Origin of the sequence: Mesorhizobium sp. WSM1497 (assembly GCF_001672455.2) — a bacterium.
GTDB classification, from domain to species: domain Bacteria; phylum Pseudomonadota; class Alphaproteobacteria; order Rhizobiales; family Rhizobiaceae; genus Mesorhizobium; species Mesorhizobium ciceri.
Genome location: NZ_CP021070.1, coordinates 6,354,624 through 6,368,911, shown reverse-complemented (window position 1 = coordinate 6,368,911; position 14,288 = coordinate 6,354,624). Strand labels below are relative to the sequence as shown.

At 60.2% G+C, this 14,288-nt stretch carries 11 protein-coding genes and 8 pseudogenes; 9 read left to right on the top strand and 10 right to left on the bottom strand.

Features of this window, described 5'->3' with window-relative positions; translation table 11 throughout:
- The first annotated feature begins 84 nt into the window (after positions 1 to 84).
- On the top strand, positions 85 to 828 hold the full coding sequence (locus A9K65_RS31085) for an amino acid ABC transporter ATP-binding protein (RefSeq protein WP_064995251.1): 744 nt from the start codon (positions 85 to 87) through the stop codon (positions 826 to 828).
- A gap of 332 nt (positions 829 to 1,160) precedes the next feature.
- On the opposite strand, the gene A9K65_RS31080 is transcribed toward A9K65_RS31085, so the two are convergent.
- From A9K65_RS31080 to A9K65_RS31055, 8 genes and pseudogenes are all read right to left on the bottom strand, one after another.
- Positions 1,161 to 1,445: a hypothetical protein gene (locus A9K65_RS31080; RefSeq protein WP_224656013.1), complete on the bottom strand. Its 285-nt coding sequence runs from the start codon at positions 1,443 to 1,445 to the stop codon at positions 1,161 to 1,163.
- Positions 1,397 to 1,543, bottom strand: a pseudogene (locus A9K65_RS31075) (transposase domain-containing protein); the annotation flags it as partial. The gene A9K65_RS31080 and the pseudogene A9K65_RS31075, both read right to left, overlap by 49 nt.
- A gap of 112 nt (positions 1,544 to 1,655) precedes the next feature.
- The gene (locus tag A9K65_RS31070) at positions 1,656 to 2,177 is read right to left on the bottom strand and encodes a tyrosine-type recombinase/integrase (RefSeq protein ID WP_245321945.1); all 522 of its coding nucleotides are present in this window, start codon (positions 2,175 to 2,177) and stop codon (positions 1,656 to 1,658) included.
- 26 nt (positions 2,178 to 2,203) lie between these two features.
- Positions 2,204 to 2,866, bottom strand: a pseudogene (locus A9K65_RS31065) (recombinase family protein); the annotation flags it as partial.
- Positions 2,853 to 3,041 (bottom strand): hypothetical protein, encoded by a 189-nt coding sequence (locus A9K65_RS35435; RefSeq protein WP_064995247.1) that lies wholly within the window; start codon positions 3,039 to 3,041, stop codon positions 2,853 to 2,855. The gene A9K65_RS35435 and the pseudogene A9K65_RS31065, both read right to left, overlap by 14 nt.
- A gap of 74 nt (positions 3,042 to 3,115) precedes the next feature.
- A pseudogene (locus tag A9K65_RS36565) lies at positions 3,116 to 3,580 on the bottom strand (transposase).
- A gap of 43 nt (positions 3,581 to 3,623) precedes the next feature.
- A pseudogene (locus A9K65_RS36560) lies at positions 3,624 to 4,234 on the bottom strand (IS66 family transposase); the annotation flags it as partial.
- A 5-nt stretch (positions 4,235 to 4,239) separates the two neighbouring features.
- A pseudogene (locus A9K65_RS31055) lies at positions 4,240 to 5,096 on the bottom strand (transposase); the annotation flags it as partial.
- Positions 5,097 to 5,570: 474 nt separating this feature from the next.
- Here A9K65_RS31055 and A9K65_RS31045 point away from each other — a divergent pair.
- From A9K65_RS31045 to A9K65_RS31015, 6 genes and pseudogenes are all read left to right on the top strand, one after another.
- On the top strand, positions 5,571 to 6,809 hold the full coding sequence (locus tag A9K65_RS31045; protein ID WP_086081364.1) for a site-specific integrase: 1,239 nt from the start codon (positions 5,571 to 5,573) through the stop codon (positions 6,807 to 6,809).
- Positions 6,806 to 7,738 (top strand): tyrosine-type recombinase/integrase, encoded by a 933-nt coding sequence (locus A9K65_RS31040; protein ID WP_064995509.1) that lies wholly within the window; start codon positions 6,806 to 6,808, stop codon positions 7,736 to 7,738. Before A9K65_RS31045 ends, A9K65_RS31040 begins: the two co-directional genes overlap by 4 nt.
- Positions 7,735 to 8,742, top strand: a complete 1,008-nt coding sequence (locus tag A9K65_RS31035; RefSeq protein WP_064995508.1) for a tyrosine-type recombinase/integrase — start codon at positions 7,735 to 7,737, stop codon at positions 8,740 to 8,742. Before A9K65_RS31040 ends, A9K65_RS31035 begins: the two co-directional genes overlap by 4 nt.
- Positions 8,743 to 9,161: 419 nt before the next feature.
- Positions 9,162 to 9,722 (top strand): annotated as a pseudogene (locus A9K65_RS31025) (IS66 family transposase zinc-finger binding domain-containing protein); the annotation flags it as partial.
- A gap of 509 nt (positions 9,723 to 10,231) precedes the next feature.
- Complete coding sequence (locus A9K65_RS31020; protein WP_084016212.1) at positions 10,232 to 11,410, top strand: Xaa-Pro peptidase family protein; 1,179 nt, start codon at positions 10,232 to 10,234, stop codon at positions 11,408 to 11,410.
- A 1-nt stretch (position 11,411) separates the two neighbouring features.
- Positions 11,412 to 11,609, top strand: a complete 198-nt coding sequence (locus A9K65_RS31015; RefSeq protein WP_064995288.1) for a hypothetical protein — start codon at positions 11,412 to 11,414, stop codon at positions 11,607 to 11,609.
- A 106-nt stretch (positions 11,610 to 11,715) separates the two neighbouring features.
- Here A9K65_RS31015 and A9K65_RS35760 read toward each other — a convergent pair.
- A pseudogene (locus tag A9K65_RS35760) lies at positions 11,716 to 11,989 on the bottom strand (DDE-type integrase/transposase/recombinase); the annotation flags it as partial.
- Between the two features lie 202 nt (positions 11,990 to 12,191).
- Here A9K65_RS35760 and A9K65_RS36675 point away from each other — a divergent pair.
- Entirely contained in the window at positions 12,192 to 12,446 is a 255-nt protein-coding gene (locus A9K65_RS36675) for an FAD-dependent oxidoreductase (RefSeq protein ID WP_064995287.1), read from the top strand.
- Positions 12,447 to 12,965: 519 nt separating this feature from the next.
- Here the strand turns inward: A9K65_RS36675 and A9K65_RS36670 are convergent.
- Positions 12,966 to 13,183: pseudogene (locus A9K65_RS36670) on the bottom strand (biotin/lipoyl-containing protein); the annotation flags it as partial.
- A gap of 396 nt (positions 13,184 to 13,579) precedes the next feature.
- Here A9K65_RS36670 and A9K65_RS31000 point away from each other — a divergent pair.
- Positions 13,580 to 14,287, top strand: a complete 708-nt coding sequence (locus A9K65_RS31000) for a 4'-phosphopantetheinyl transferase superfamily protein (protein WP_084016210.1) — start codon at positions 13,580 to 13,582, stop codon at positions 14,285 to 14,287.
- Position 14,288 lies beyond the last annotated feature (1 nt).

Genomic DNA, 14,288 nt, shown 5'->3' with positions numbered 1-14,288 from the left:
AGCGGCGATTCCTCGCAAGCGATTGGCAATGTGCTGCGCGAATCACTTTCATCCCAGGAGTCATTCAGTCAGAAGCACGGGTCAATGAGTGCTGACATAATTATCGAAGCCACGAATGTCTCCAAATGGTACGGCACCTTCAGAGCATTAACTGATGTCAATCTAACCGTCCGCAAAGGCGAACGCATCGTCATCTGCGGTCCCTCCGGATCCGGGAAGTCGACGCTCATCCGCTGCTTCAACCGGCTCGAAGCGCATCAGAAGGGCGAGATCACCGTCAACGGGATCAGATTGCACAACAAAATGCGCAACGTGACCGAAGTTCGCAAGAATGTCGGGATGGTGTTCCAGCACTTCAATCTCTTCCCCCATATGACCGTGCTGATGAACTGCATGGCCGGTCCCATGTGGATCAAGGGCGTGCCCGAAGCCCAGGCCAAAAAGACCGCGCTGAAATTTCTGGAGCGGGTGCGAATTCCAGAACAGGCGAACAAATACCCGGTTCAGCTGTCCGGCGGACAGCAGCAGCGTGTTGCGATTGCCCGTTCGCTGTGCATGGAACCCGCGGTCATGCTGTTCGACGAACCGACGTCGGCGCTCGATCCGGAAATGGTCTCCGAAGTGCTGGACACTATGACCAGTTTGGCAAGCGACGGCATGACCATGGTCTGCGTCACCCACGAGATGGGGTTTGCTCGCGCCGTCGCAGACCGGGTAATATTTATGGATTGGGGCCAAATCGTTGAAGAGGGCAATCCCAACGACTTCTTCACCAACCCCCAGCACGAACGCACCAAGCTATTTCTTAGCCAGATCCTGAGACATTGAAGGGTCTCGGCTGACACTCGTTGGTCTTGGTGCCACAGCTAACTAGGTAGCGGCAAGGGCGATCAGCGTAAGCGCCAAGCTGACCCCATCTGGCGCGGCTTGAGGTGATGAGCGATAGATAGTGACACTGAATGAGCTGAGGAGCTTGCAATGTCAATTTCTATGTCTGCGCCTATGCCGGATGACAGAAGCTTCCATGTCCTTGAGGCGGTTGCGAGCCGGCTGGACGCAAGTCCGCGGCGGCGCTGGTCGGCGGAAGCGTACGCAACCGGTGAAGAACGCAGACGTGCGTATCCGGCGGCCATGAGGACCTTAGCACTGCGGTGCTGGCGTCAAGTTTTTGATGGGGAGATGCGATGATATTCTTCGAGGAGGAGTTTAACCTCCTCGATGCCTTCATCGGTGAAGGCTAAGATCCCGTCGTCATCGTTGGTGCCGTACACCCAGATGACGCCGTCCTCCGGCTCGAGACCGAGGGTCAGTTCGTGGATGAGCGCTTCGCTGACGCCGAGGTCGCTGGCGACAAGTTCGACGGTGTAGACGTGGTGCACCTTATTGCGCTGCATGTTCAGGCCGCCGCTGGTTGGGTCCGCAGTTTTGCGGATCTCCAATTCCACGGCAGCAAATCATCGATCCAATGTGCCGGATAGGCGGGCAGTCGGGCGAGGATGTCGGCGAGCCAGGCCTGAGGGTCGACGTCATTCAACTTAGCGCTTTATGCCGACCGCCGAACTATGCCGAGCCTCTTCCGATCATGGCGGTATGACGCGCTTTGCCTGCCATTTCGACCAAGAACCGGTCGTTCACACTCGGCATAGGTCTCATGCTCAAAGGGCGTTCAGGAACGCGAGAAGCCGGTCGTTTGGTCGAAATCGTTCGGCCTTTGCGCGTTCGTATGGCTTCAGCTTGGCAAGTGCGGATTCCTTCAGCTCAAGATGTGCGTGAAGATAGGTCAGCGTTGTTTCCATCGCCTCATGGCCCAGCCATAGGGCGATGACCGAACAATCGACGCCCGCCTGCAGCAGCTCCATGGCAGCGCTGTGCCTCAAAACATGGGGCGACACCCGCTTCGAGCGGAGGGGGACGCAGTGTTCGCGAGCCTTGGCGACATATTTGTTCAGCAGCGCCTGCACGCCGTCGGCGCTCAGCCTGCCGCCGTGCATGTTCGGAAAGAGAGCCGTTGTACCCCGCTTCCTGGGCTCGTTGAGCCAGCCCCGAAGGGCTTGCTGTGCAACCTTGGTGAGCGGCGTACTTCGCTCCTTGCGGCCCTTGCCAACGCATCGCACGTGGGCACCGTGCCCCAGCATCACCGAGTCCTGGTGGAGATCGATGATCTCCGAGACCCGCAACCCCGTTTGCGCGGCCAGCAACAGCAGTAATGCACGCCATCGTCGATCATCGAGATCAGGACCTGGCGCGCACTGCCGAGTTCGCGGAAGCGCGCGAATATCAGGCGAATGGTCTCCTGCAGGCGCATGTCGGGATCGAAACCGAGACCATAATCGCGGTGCCAGACATAGCCGAAGGGCACGGAGATGCGCAGTTCCCCACGCTGTGCCTTGGCGCGGGCGGCCTCGTACATGCGGGCACGCAGCACGCCGAGCTCGAACTCGCTGATGCTGCCCTTCATACCGAGCAGCAGGCGGTCGTTCGGCAATCCCGGATCGTAGACTCCGTCCAGATCGATCACGCGTGCATCGACTTCGCCGCACAACTCGAGCAGCCGATGCCAGTCCGGCCCGTTGCGCGACAGGCGGGACGCCTCCAGGCAAAGCACGGCGCCCACATGGCCGGTGCACAGATCGTCGACCAGGCGCTCGAAACCGGGACGCTCCACAGCCCCGCTTGCGGTTCGTCCCAGATCCTCGTCGATCACCTCTACTTTGCGGAATCCCCAGCGCCGCGCGACGTCGACAAGCTCATACTGCCGACGCTGGCTCTCAAGGTTGAGCTGGACCTGCGCCTGAGTGGACTGACGCACATAGACCACGGCCTTGCGCTTGAGGACGGCAGTCGGAATCAGATTACCGCTCGTCATCGCAGCTCTCCTCCTCCGTTGCCACGCCGGCGGCGGCCATCAGTACGTTGGCGAGCCGGGCGATCACTATGGTCCATTGCGCTGAACTCAGCCCGTTCAGCTTCTGCGAGTCGAGCGGCAAGCTGAGTTGGCGAACGACCACGAGAGATCGTGTCGGGGGTGGCAAGGTTCTCATGTTGCGCCTCCGCGATGGTGAAATCATCCGGAGAGCCTCGCCGGAAACGGCGTTCGATCAAGAGCTTGTTAAGCTCAAGCAGCGCGGCAAGCGATACGCGCGGGGAGCCAAGGTCCATCGCCGCGCAAGCCACGGGATCGATCATCCAGGCCGGAGCGGTAATGACATGCCCGGGCGCGACGACGAGATGAATGATCCGGCCGTTGGCGCGCTCTTCGCTGTTCTCGCAGCGAAGCCGACGTCCGAAATACGGGTGCCAACGGTAATGGACCTCGACCTCCTGCCCAACATGGGCAGAATGACCCCGAGATGGCGATGCCGCGCAGGGCTCGCTCGGCTGCATTGTTCGATGGGCAAATCCGCCCATCGTCGAGGAACCGGGTGAAGGATGACTAGCGACGCAGCATGTAGTTGAAGGCCTTGGTCAGATCGTGTCCGCGCGAGAGCTTGTCGCGCGTCTCGATCATCCAGCGCTCGAGCTCGGTGACCAGCGGCGCGCTCCGCTCTTGGCGCACGGCGTGGCGTTGGCCTGGGGACAGGCCGTTGATCGCGCGCTCAATATCGAACAGGGCATCGATGCGCTCACGGCTTAACCGCGAGCGGATAGACCAGGTTGGGCTTCTCGCCGCGCGCCTTCTTGCGCGCCGCCGCTTCGATATCGGCCAGCTCGAACACTTTGCGCCGGCTGTGGGCCCAGCAGCTGGCCTCCAGAACAGGCGCGGGCTGACGGCCCGTCGTATAGAGATCGCCATAACCGCCATAGGCATCGCCCTGCAGGATGCCGCTCCAGCCGGCGAGATGCGCCGCAGGATGCTCCCCTCGGCGATCGCGGGAATAGTAGAACACCGCCGCCGGCGGATCGGCGCCACCGAATGGTCGGTCATCGCGCACATAGGTCCATAATCGGCCGGTATCGGTCTTGCCCTTGGCCAGGACCGGAACCGTCGTATCGTCGCCGTGCAGACGTGAAGCGGACAGCAATGGGGTTCGAGCCGCTTGAACAGCGGCATCAGCGCCGCGGCGCCGGCGCCGACCTGGTCGGCGAGCGTCGACAGGCTGAGCGGCACGCCTTCGCGGGCATAGCGTTCAGCCTGGCGATTGAGCGGCTGATGCTGGCCGAACTTCTCGAACAGGATCATCGCCAGCAGGCCGGGACCGGCCCAGCCGCGCGGGGTGGCGTGGAACGGCGCCGGAGCCTGATGGGCGGTCCGCTGCCGCCAAAGGGCCGATCATCGCGGAGATAGGTCCAGAGGTAGGCCGTCTTGGCCTTGCCCGATCCCGCCGCCAACGTTGGCAGCGTGGTCTCATCGGCAAAGACCCGCTCACCCTGGTTGATGCCGGTCAGTGCGTAATCGGCGAGTGGCTCGAGCTCGAAGCCGACCTTGCCCATCCACTGGGCCATCTGTGACCGGTCGATCTCGACCTGATCGCGAGCATAGATCGCTTCGTGGCGGTAGATCGGCAGGCCATCAGCGTATTTCGACACCGCGAACTGCGCCAGCAGCGCTTCGGTCGGATGCTTTCGAATGCGGGCGGGAGCGGCTGCCTTGATAACGCCGTCCGACGGGTGACGATCACCCGGAACTTCGCGGGGTGACATCGAGCCGTTCGGAGACATCCTCGCCAATCGGGATCTTTTCCAGCGCTTCGCAGCCAGCAGGCGTTTCGGGCTCGATGACCACCTCGACCTGTTCGAGATGGGCCGCAAAGCCTTTGCGAGGACGCGGTGCGCGCTTCGCTTTCGAGCCGCCCACAGACTTGTCCATCTGCGCTTCGATGGCCGCCACGCCGGTTTCGGTCTCCTCGAAGACGAGAGCATACTGCTCCTCGCTCAGCTCACCGGTCCGCAAAACTTTCGGAGCGGCTGCCGAAGCGCGCGCTCTCCAAGCATCTTCACCACCGCGGTCAGACGTGCGATCCGCTCATCAGCACTTTTGTTGACCAACTCGAGATGAAGGCGCGCTCCTCCATAAGGGCGGCCTTTTCGGCCATGGCAACAACCATCGTCTTGAGCGCGTCAACGTCGTCCGGGAGTGCGAGATGGGGTGTCGACATGGCCAAAATCAGAGCATATTCGCGGGCAATTTTCCCGCTTTTCAGCCCCCTGATTCATCATGCCGCAGGGTTTTACCCAGCCGATTGCGGCCGCCTGACGGTCTCCGTCCGAACCCGTTTCCAGTCCATTCCGTCAACCAGAGCCATGAGCTGAGCATTGAGCTGGACCCGGTTGTGGCCGATCCGCGGCCAACTTCGCGTCGTTAGCCGCTTGGCATAAAAACACACGCCGCTGCCGTCCCACCAGACGATCTTGATCCTGTCCGCTCTTTTGGCGCGGAAGACGTAAAGCGCGCCGTTGAACGGTTAGGTGGCGCGCCACCTAACCCTAGTTATGCATCGGGTGAGATTTTGTGGCGGAGCCGTCCTGGCGCCAGCCGAGGTCTGCCAAATCTGGAATCCTCCGCCACATAATATTTCATGCCTCTCTGACGGACGCGGGATCCCCCTGCGCCGCAATGCTGGAGGGGCAATATGCTCGACTTCTATTTTTCGTATCGTGGGGTACTCAAGCGCCTGCGTAGCGGTGCGCTCGGCGGCGAGATGGATCGCCTCGCGGAGCATTTTTTCACGCTTGGTTATAAGCGAGCGTCCGCCAAGATTTACCTGAGCCGGATTGCGCGCTTTAGCCAGTTTGCCGCGACGCGCTGTGGTCCGATGCCGATCCATCAGGATGTCGTCGATAGCTATTTGTCCACGTTTACGACGGATTCTCCACGCATTGGAGCAGTGTCGGCGCTGGGACACGCACTGCGAGTGGCTCCGGAGCGATTCATTGCTTCCGTTCCCAGTGTAGATGCTGACCCGGATAATCCGCTTCTGGCCTCCTTTTCGGACTATCTGCGCAGGGTGCGGGGCCTGGAGCCGAAGACCCGCGAAGGCGTTCTTCTGGGCGGTCGCCGCTTTTTGGATTGGTTCCGCCATCACCATCCCGGCCAGGACCTCGACGCGTTGGCGGCTGAGCACGTCCTCGCTGCTGTCGAGCATCGGCTGTCACTATCGGCGACCTCCAGCAGCCGCACGGCAGCGACTTCTCACATCCGAACATTTCTTCGGTTTTTGTATTGGGCTGGCCACCATCGCCAAGATCTCGCCCGCGTTGTCCCAAGGACGCCCTCTTGGCGTTTGGCACATTTGCCGCCGCGCCTTGCATGGGATGACGTTCGGCAGGCGATCGATGCGATCGGCGCAACGACGCCGGTCGACATCCGCGATCGAGCCGTCTTGCTGCTGCTCGCCACCACCGGCATTCGCAACGGCGAGTTACGCGCCATTCGGCTGAAGGATATCCACTGGCGTACTGGCGAGGTTTTTGTCCGGCGCACCAAGGGCAAGCGTGATCGGGTGGTACCACTCCTCGAGGAGACCGGCGCCGCACTCGCCGATTACATCCTGCGCGCTCGACCGAAGGTGGATAGTCCGTATCTGTTCCTGTCCTTCGCGCCGCCGCTGGGGCCGTTCAAGTGCGCGTCGCCTGTTTCGAGGATCGTGCGGAAGCGGTTGCGGCATGGCGGGGTCGAACTCGGGCGGGTCGCAGGTGCGCATCTCCTGCGCCACAGCCTTGCCACCCAGCTCGTCAGGCAGCGAAGGCCAATCAACGAGGTCGCCGATCTTCTTGGCCACCGGAGCATCAACACAACGGCGCTGTACGTGAAGGTTGCGGCCTCGCAACTCGCCGAGGTCGCACTCCCCTTTCCGGGAGGCGCGGCATGACCGCGTTTACCCGATTCCTCGGCGAGAAGGCCGAGCGTTACATCGAACTGCGCCACTCGCTCGGCTACTCTTTCAGCAAACAAGCTGGCACGTTGCGGGCTTTCGTCCGCTACGTTGAACGCGCTCAGTTCGATGCGCCCGCCACCCGGACGATGGCGCTGGACTTCGTCCTGTCGTTCGGCGGCGCCGCCAACAGCCGCACCACTCGTCACGGCGTGCTCCGCCGATTCTACGAGTATCTCGCCGTCTATGACGCCCAAACGGAGACCTTGGAGCGTAGAGTCTTTCCCAGATCCAGGGCGATTCCGCCGCCGCGGATCCTCAGCGAGTCAGAGTTGGCGTCGCTCATCGACGCATGTGCGCGCATTTCGCCAGGCATCCCTCTCAGGGGGCGGACGATGGCAACGCTGATCGGATTGTTAGCAAGCTCGGGACTGCGATCTGGCGAAGTGGTCAGGCTTGATCGTTCCGACGTCGATCTGACCAGCGGGGTTCTTCTGGTTCGGAAGACGAAGTTCCGCAAGGACCGTCTCGTTCCAGTTCACACGACGACCCAGGCTGCCCTTCGCCATTACGCCCGTGAGCGTGACGCCGCTTTTCCCACGCCCAAGGACCAGGGCTTCTTCCTCAGCTCTCGTGGCAACCGCCTCTCAGCGACCGGCCTGCAAAACGGTTTTGCCGAGGTCCGCAAGCTCGCCGGCCTTGATGGCGGTAAGCCCTTAAGGCCGCACGATCTCAGGCACCGGTTCGCCGTGACCCGCCTCAGCTTCTGGCACCAACAGCGCGCAGACGTTCAGGCGCTGCTCCCGTTGCTCGCCACATATCTCGGCCACGCCAGCTACAGCGATACCGCTTACTACCTCACTGGTTCGACGGATCTTCTCGCCATTGCGGCGGACCGCGCTTTCCTCGATGGAGGTGCAGCATGAGCGAACATCTTCTCCTGGCGCCGCTCCTGGAATCCTACTTTCGCCGGCGCTTGACCAAGCAGCGCAACGCCACTCCCGCGACTGTCGCGAGCTATCGCGACGCCTTGCGCATGCTGATCCTCTTTGCCGCCGCCAGGTTGCGGAAGAGGCCGGCGGCGTTGGTGCTCGAAGATCTCGATCGAGACCTCGTTCTCGCCTTTCTCGACGAACTCGAGGAGAAGCGGAACAACACCGTCGCCACGCGCAATGCCCGACTAGCTGCGATACGATCTTTCTTCCACCATGTGGCAGCGGCCGACCCGGCGTCCTTTGGTGTCGCGCAACGCGTGCTGACGATTCCCACAAAACGGGCGCACATTGAGGTGACGCGCCACCTCACCAACGCAGAAGTGGACGCAATCATTGCGGCGCCCGATCAGAGGACGCCCCGTGGTCGGCGCGACCGCGCGTTTCTGCTGTTCCTGGCGCGGACCGGCGCGCGGGTCTCCGAAGCCATTGGTGTCAATGCTGACGACCTTCAGTTGGAACGCCCGCGTTCGCAGGTGCTGTTGCACGGTAAGGGGCGCAGAGATCGCGTCATCCCCGTTTCTCAGGATTTGGCGAGAGCGCTGGCGGCCTTGTTGCGCGAACGCGGAATCGCCAACCTCGAACCACGACCGATCTTTGTCGGCGCCCACAATGAGCGCCTGACGCGCTTCGGGGCGACCCACATCGTACGACGAGCGGCGGCCAAGGCAGTGGCCATTAGGCCGGACTTGGCCGAAAAGCCCATATCGCCACACATCTTCCGGCACTCCCTCGCCATGAAGCTTCTCCAGTCCGGCGTGGATCTTTTGACGATTCAAGCCTGGCTCGGGCACGCACAGGTCGCCACCACCCACCGCTATGCCGCCGCGGATGTCGAGATGATGCGCAACGGAATCGAAAAGGCGGGCATCGAGGGCAATTACGGGGCGCGCTTCCGGCCCACCGATGCCGTTCTGCAACTGCTGAACAGCATCTAAGCTAAAATATTATGTGGCGGAGGATTCCAGATTTGGCAGACCTCGGCTGGCGCCAGGACGGCTCCGCCACAAAATCTCACCCGATGCATAAGAACGGTTAGGTGGCGCGCCACCTAACCCTAGGCCGGCGATATTTATGTCTTCCGCGGCCGCAGCGGCAATCTGATCAAGATTATCTGGCATGATGGGCTTGGCATGTCGCTGTATGCAAACGGCTCGAGAAGGGCCGGTTTCTATGGCCGTCGCCGGCGGACGGCACGGTTTCCATATCACCGGCGCAGCTCGCCTACATGCTCGACGGGATCGATTGGCGCAACCCGCGCCACACGTTCCGCCCGCAGCGCGCGGGCTGAGTTTTTCTTTGAGTTTGCGCCATTTTCCGCGAGTCAGCGGGCGCGTTTTATGATTCACTCCAGGGCATGGTTGCCACCGCCCAGGATGCTGTTCCGGACGATATCGGCGCGCTCAGAGCGGCGCTGACCGCAGCGCTGGCCAGAGCCGAAGACGAGGCCGCGCGCGCTGCGCTGGTCGAGGCCGAACTGGCGGTCGCCAGGGCTAAGGCATCGGATGATGCGGCGCTGATCGCACATCAGCATCTGACGATCCGCAAGCTGCAGCGGGCGCTGCATGGTCAGAGTTCTGAACGCTCAGCCCGCCTGCACGACCAGATGGAGCTCACCTTCGAGGAGCTCGAGAGCACCGCGACGGAAGACGAGATCGCCGCCGAACAGGCCGCGGCCAGGACCACCGAGGTGGTGCCTTATGTGCGCAAACGACCGGCGCGTCAGCCATTTCCCGAGCATCTGCCGCGCGAACGCGTGGTCGAGCCGGCGCCGACCGCTTGCCATTGCTGCGGCGGTCATCGGCTACGCAAGCTGGGTGAGGATATCACCGAGACGCTGGAGGTGGTGCCGCGGCAATGGAAGGTGATCCAGCACGTGCGGGAGAAGTTCACCTGCCGCGACTGCGAGACGATCAGCCCCGTCGCCGACCGCTTTGAGGACAGCCGTGCCGGCGAATGCGTCGCCCGCCATCTGGATGGCTATCGCGGCGTCCTGCAGGTCGACGGCAGCGACCGTATTTCCTATGGTCCGGCGAAGCGGTACGGTTTCAGCTGTGTTCATGATCGAGATAGCTCGCGATGGTGGGACCTACGTGAAGGTCTTCGATCAACGCGGTACATCCCCACTGTGGCAAGAGGTACCGGCCGATACATTGTTGCCAGATCCGAATTGTGCTGCCACAAGTCAGCCTATAGCCTGGCCGCATTCCACTGGTAATGGCGACCGGCACCCAGCCCTCCCAACACCTGGGGCGGTTCGAGCTACGACGAGGGATCGCAGGCCCGACCAATGGTCTCCGATCGTGTCAACATAACGCGGGGGGGGGTGGGCTCCGCCCTTCTCCCTCCAGATGTGCCACGCACACCGCTGGAAATGATGATGCCACCCAAGACGGTCGCTTTGATTTGAATTAGAAGGAGAAAAACGTGCTAAAAGAACTGCATTTTGAGATTGCCGAGTTTCAGTCACGTCTAACAGCGGTAAAGAAAGAAATGACGACGAGAGGGATCGAGATCCTTCTTCTGTCAGAGCCGCCTAACCAAAACTATCTTACCGGCTATAACGCTTACTCGTTCTATACTCCGCAAATGGTGATCGTGTCACTCGATCACGACGAGCCTATTTGGGTGGGCCGGTTGATGGATCGCGTTTCGGCATTAATGACTACCTATCTTGCCGATCAAAACATCAGAGCTTACCCCGAAACGCATGTTCATTCGCCCTTCCTATCGGCCTACACCTTTATGGCCGATATTGTAAGGGAAGTCGGGGGCGAGAAGGCGCGCGTTGGCGTCGAGATGGGAGGATACTATTATTCCGCCCGTGCTCACCAGGATCTTACCCGGGCTTTGCCACTTGCGGAATTCGTTGATGCTGACCTACTCGTTGGATGGCTCCGGCTGATAAAGAGCCCGACTGAAATCGCAATCATGCGTCAAGCTGGTCAGCTTGCAGATGTGGCGATGCAATGTGTGATCGATACGGTGGAAGCTGGAGTTCGTGAATGCGATATCGCGGCAGCTATTTATCACCAGCAAGTGTCGGGTACGGCTGAGTTTGGAGGTGACTACCCTGCTTGCCCTCCCGATCTTTGCATAGGCGAGCGTTCAATCGCTCCACATGCAGCTTGGACCGACGAACCGGTGCCGAATTCCTCTGTTGTTAATCTTGAACTTTCGGGGTGCCGGCACCGCTACCAAGTTCAACTCTCTCGTACAATCGTAGTCGGCAAACCCTCAACTGCATTCCAAAATCTGTCGAAGATTGCTGTAGAAGCCCTAAACGTCGGCCTCGAAAGTGTGCGTCCTGGGCGGACCTGTTCAGAAGTGTTCAGCGCATTCAGTCAAGTGCTTGCTCGCCATGGGATTGAAAAGGAGTCCCGAATTGGATATCCGACTGGCATCGCATTTCCGCCCGCATCGGGAGAACGTACGGCTAGTATCCGCAAGGGAGATGAAACAGTTCTTCAGCCAGGTATGGTTTTCCACATGATGCCTGGCCTGTGGCTAGACAACGTTGGAATCACGATCACCCAAAGTTTTGCTGTTAAGGATCGTGGGTTTGACCCTTTAACGAAGACAGCGCGCGAGCTTTTCGTCAAATAGAATGCGGATTACTGTGGGGGGCAAGCTCTTCCTGCAAACCGGCGTCGATCCCGTCCTCTTCGGCGGGATTCCAGCAGTTGCACGTGGTGCGGCAACGCAATGCGCGCTTGTCGCCGCGATCCGCTCCCATGCGGCCGCACGCGTCGCCGGCGAAGCGCCGATCGATGCGACGCTCGACGAGGCGCGGCTGGGCGATTGACGCGGCAGCTACGTCAGGATCGAGTATCTCAAATTGCGAACCGATTAGGATCGGTTTTGCAACGGTTGAGTTGGGACGCAGGGAGGATTGTTTGCGCTTCTGGTCGGGCGGCGAGAATGGCGAACTGTCCGGCCAGCGACGGATTCGGATTGAAGGCGTCCCTGGCCTGTCACTTGCTCATCATGTGAAACATTTCAATGCCGGACAGGATAATGCCGACGCTTACTGAGGATTGAAGCCGCACATCGTTCGGACACGGTGCTTTATGCGCCGATGGTCCTGATTGATCCAATTGTTCAACTATGGCTCCGGCAGATGCGGATCGGCTTCAGCAGGCACCGGGCGCGATCCTGCAAGCGATTTGTGGTGTCGCAGGCGAGACAAGTCTGTAGGCCGGATACCGCCGTAGCGTACCAAAAGGACAGTATTCTTTGACAATATTCCCCTTCACCGAAGCCACCCCGTACAGTTTCAAGCGACTCCGCCGAAGACTTCGGAAGTCGTGGTCATCGGCGGCGGCATTGTCGGCGTGACTACGGCGCTGTTCTGGCGCGCCGGAATATCTCGGTATCACTGTTGGAGATGGGAATCCCGCTCCCGAAGCCTCTGCACTCCGCCCATCGACCGCGGGATTACGGGCTTTTCCTGCAGTTCAAGACAGTGCCGCTCAAGGCGAGTTGGGCGGGCATGATCGATGCAATGCCGGATGTCGTGCCTATCGTCGATCGCGCCGCTGCGATCCTAGGTCTGGTTATCGCGACCGGGATGAGTAGCCACGGCTTCGGTATCGGACCCGGCATGGGCGGGTTGGTGGGCCGACCTGGTCCAAGGAAATGAGACAGGGCACAACCTCCACAGATTCCGCCAATCACGCTTCAGCGACGGCAGCATGATCCGTTTGGGACCTTCCCTCTAGAGGAGATGACCTTCGCCGTTTAGCAGGCTTCGACCAGATGACCGGTCAGCGCGCCGGCCTTGACGGGCACATCGGTTGGCGGAAACGAGATGAACCCTGTCGCATTCTCTGCCTCCTTTTCCGGGTCGAGCGCAGGCGCACGAGCCTAAATTGATCTGCTGCAACTTTTGATTACAGTGCTGTGGCAAGGAACCTTCGTTTTCGGAGTGTTGCAATGTTCAAAGGCTGTCAGTTCGACAAGTCCGCGGTCCTGCTCTGGTGCGCTGCTATCTCTCGCCTGCAATCTGAGCCTGCGTGATCTTGAGGAGATGGCCGAGCGCGGTATTGCCGCACTCCAGTTTGCCTACTCATCGGGAGACGAGATGGTCGTCGGCCCGACGTCGGGAAAGCTTCAGCGCCTCTAAGTGAATAGCTGAGGTGCTTCTTAGGCTGTGGACACCCTTGGCATCGATCTGATCGCCGGCCTTGACCAGCACTTCGGCGATTGTGCCGTCGCGCTCGGCATGCAATGCCGTCTCCATCTTCATCGCCTCGATGGACAAAAGCACGTCGCCGGCCTTGACCGCCTGGCCGGCGGCAACGGCGAGCGCCGAGACGACGCCCGCATCGGTGCTCCGACATGCGCCTCGTTGCCCGGCTCAGCCTTGCGCCGCGATGCGCACGGGTGGTTTCAGTCCAGGCCATCGTGATCTCCATCGAAGCTCGCAAATCCGACGGAATCACAACCGGCTGAAATCACTCAACTATTTTCGGAACGGCGCTAATGGCGGGCCGCCAATCACATCGCGTTAACATTAGTGGTGCTAGTTCGGTGCAGCAAAAGATATAGTATACGACTGATGAAAAGAAGCTCAAAGAGGTCTTATAAATCTTTAAGTTGTTTCTTAAATGTTTAACCCCAGAGACGCAATGGCAGTGTAGAAGCTTTCCCAAGTCAGTAACGACCCGCCCCATTACCGCACTGTGGACGTGTAAATGGGGGAAGCAATAACGACTTCACCCTCGCGCTGATCAGGCAAGGGCATGTGGTGGAGCGAGCCAAAGGCTGTGACGAATGCATTCGCAGAGGCAGTTTGGTACGATCGATGTTTGGGTTTTCCGGCATTCACAGCTGACAATCCCAACGCCATACATGCGTGAAGTGCTAAGCCCAACTGAGCGGGAGCGGGCCGAAAGAATCCGCCACTCAGATCTGCGGCTTTCATACATTCAAGCAAAATTTGCTTTTCGAACCATCCTTGCTGCGCACTTGCATATTCCGGAGCAAGATCTCCAGATGACCGTTTCGCGGTTCGGCAAGCCTCGATTGCCGGCGCGCGATATCGAAGTGAGCCAGTCTCACAGCCAGGATTGGTCCGCCGTCGCCGTTTCAGCCGTGGGCCTGATTGGGATAGATATTGAGCGTTGGCGCCCCTTGGCAAATTGCCGACAATTGGCCCGCCACATTATGACTGACCAAGAAGTCAGGAGGTTTGAAGACGTTACGCGCAAACAGTCTGCGAGAGAGTTCCTGGAGCTGTGGACCAGGAAAGAGGCTATACTGAAATGCGTAGGTCTTGGTCTCCAGCAGGACCCGCTAACGCTTCACACGGGCTGGGATGAGCAGGTTGTGGAATTTGGTGGCCTGCATTATTATCTCAATGCGCTCCCAATCCGCGGGCAGTTAATAGGGCATATAGCATCGCCTTGTCCCCAGCAGATCATCATGCGCACCCTGCCATCTCAATTGGTTGACCAACTTGGACAGCCGGATACCAAATAAA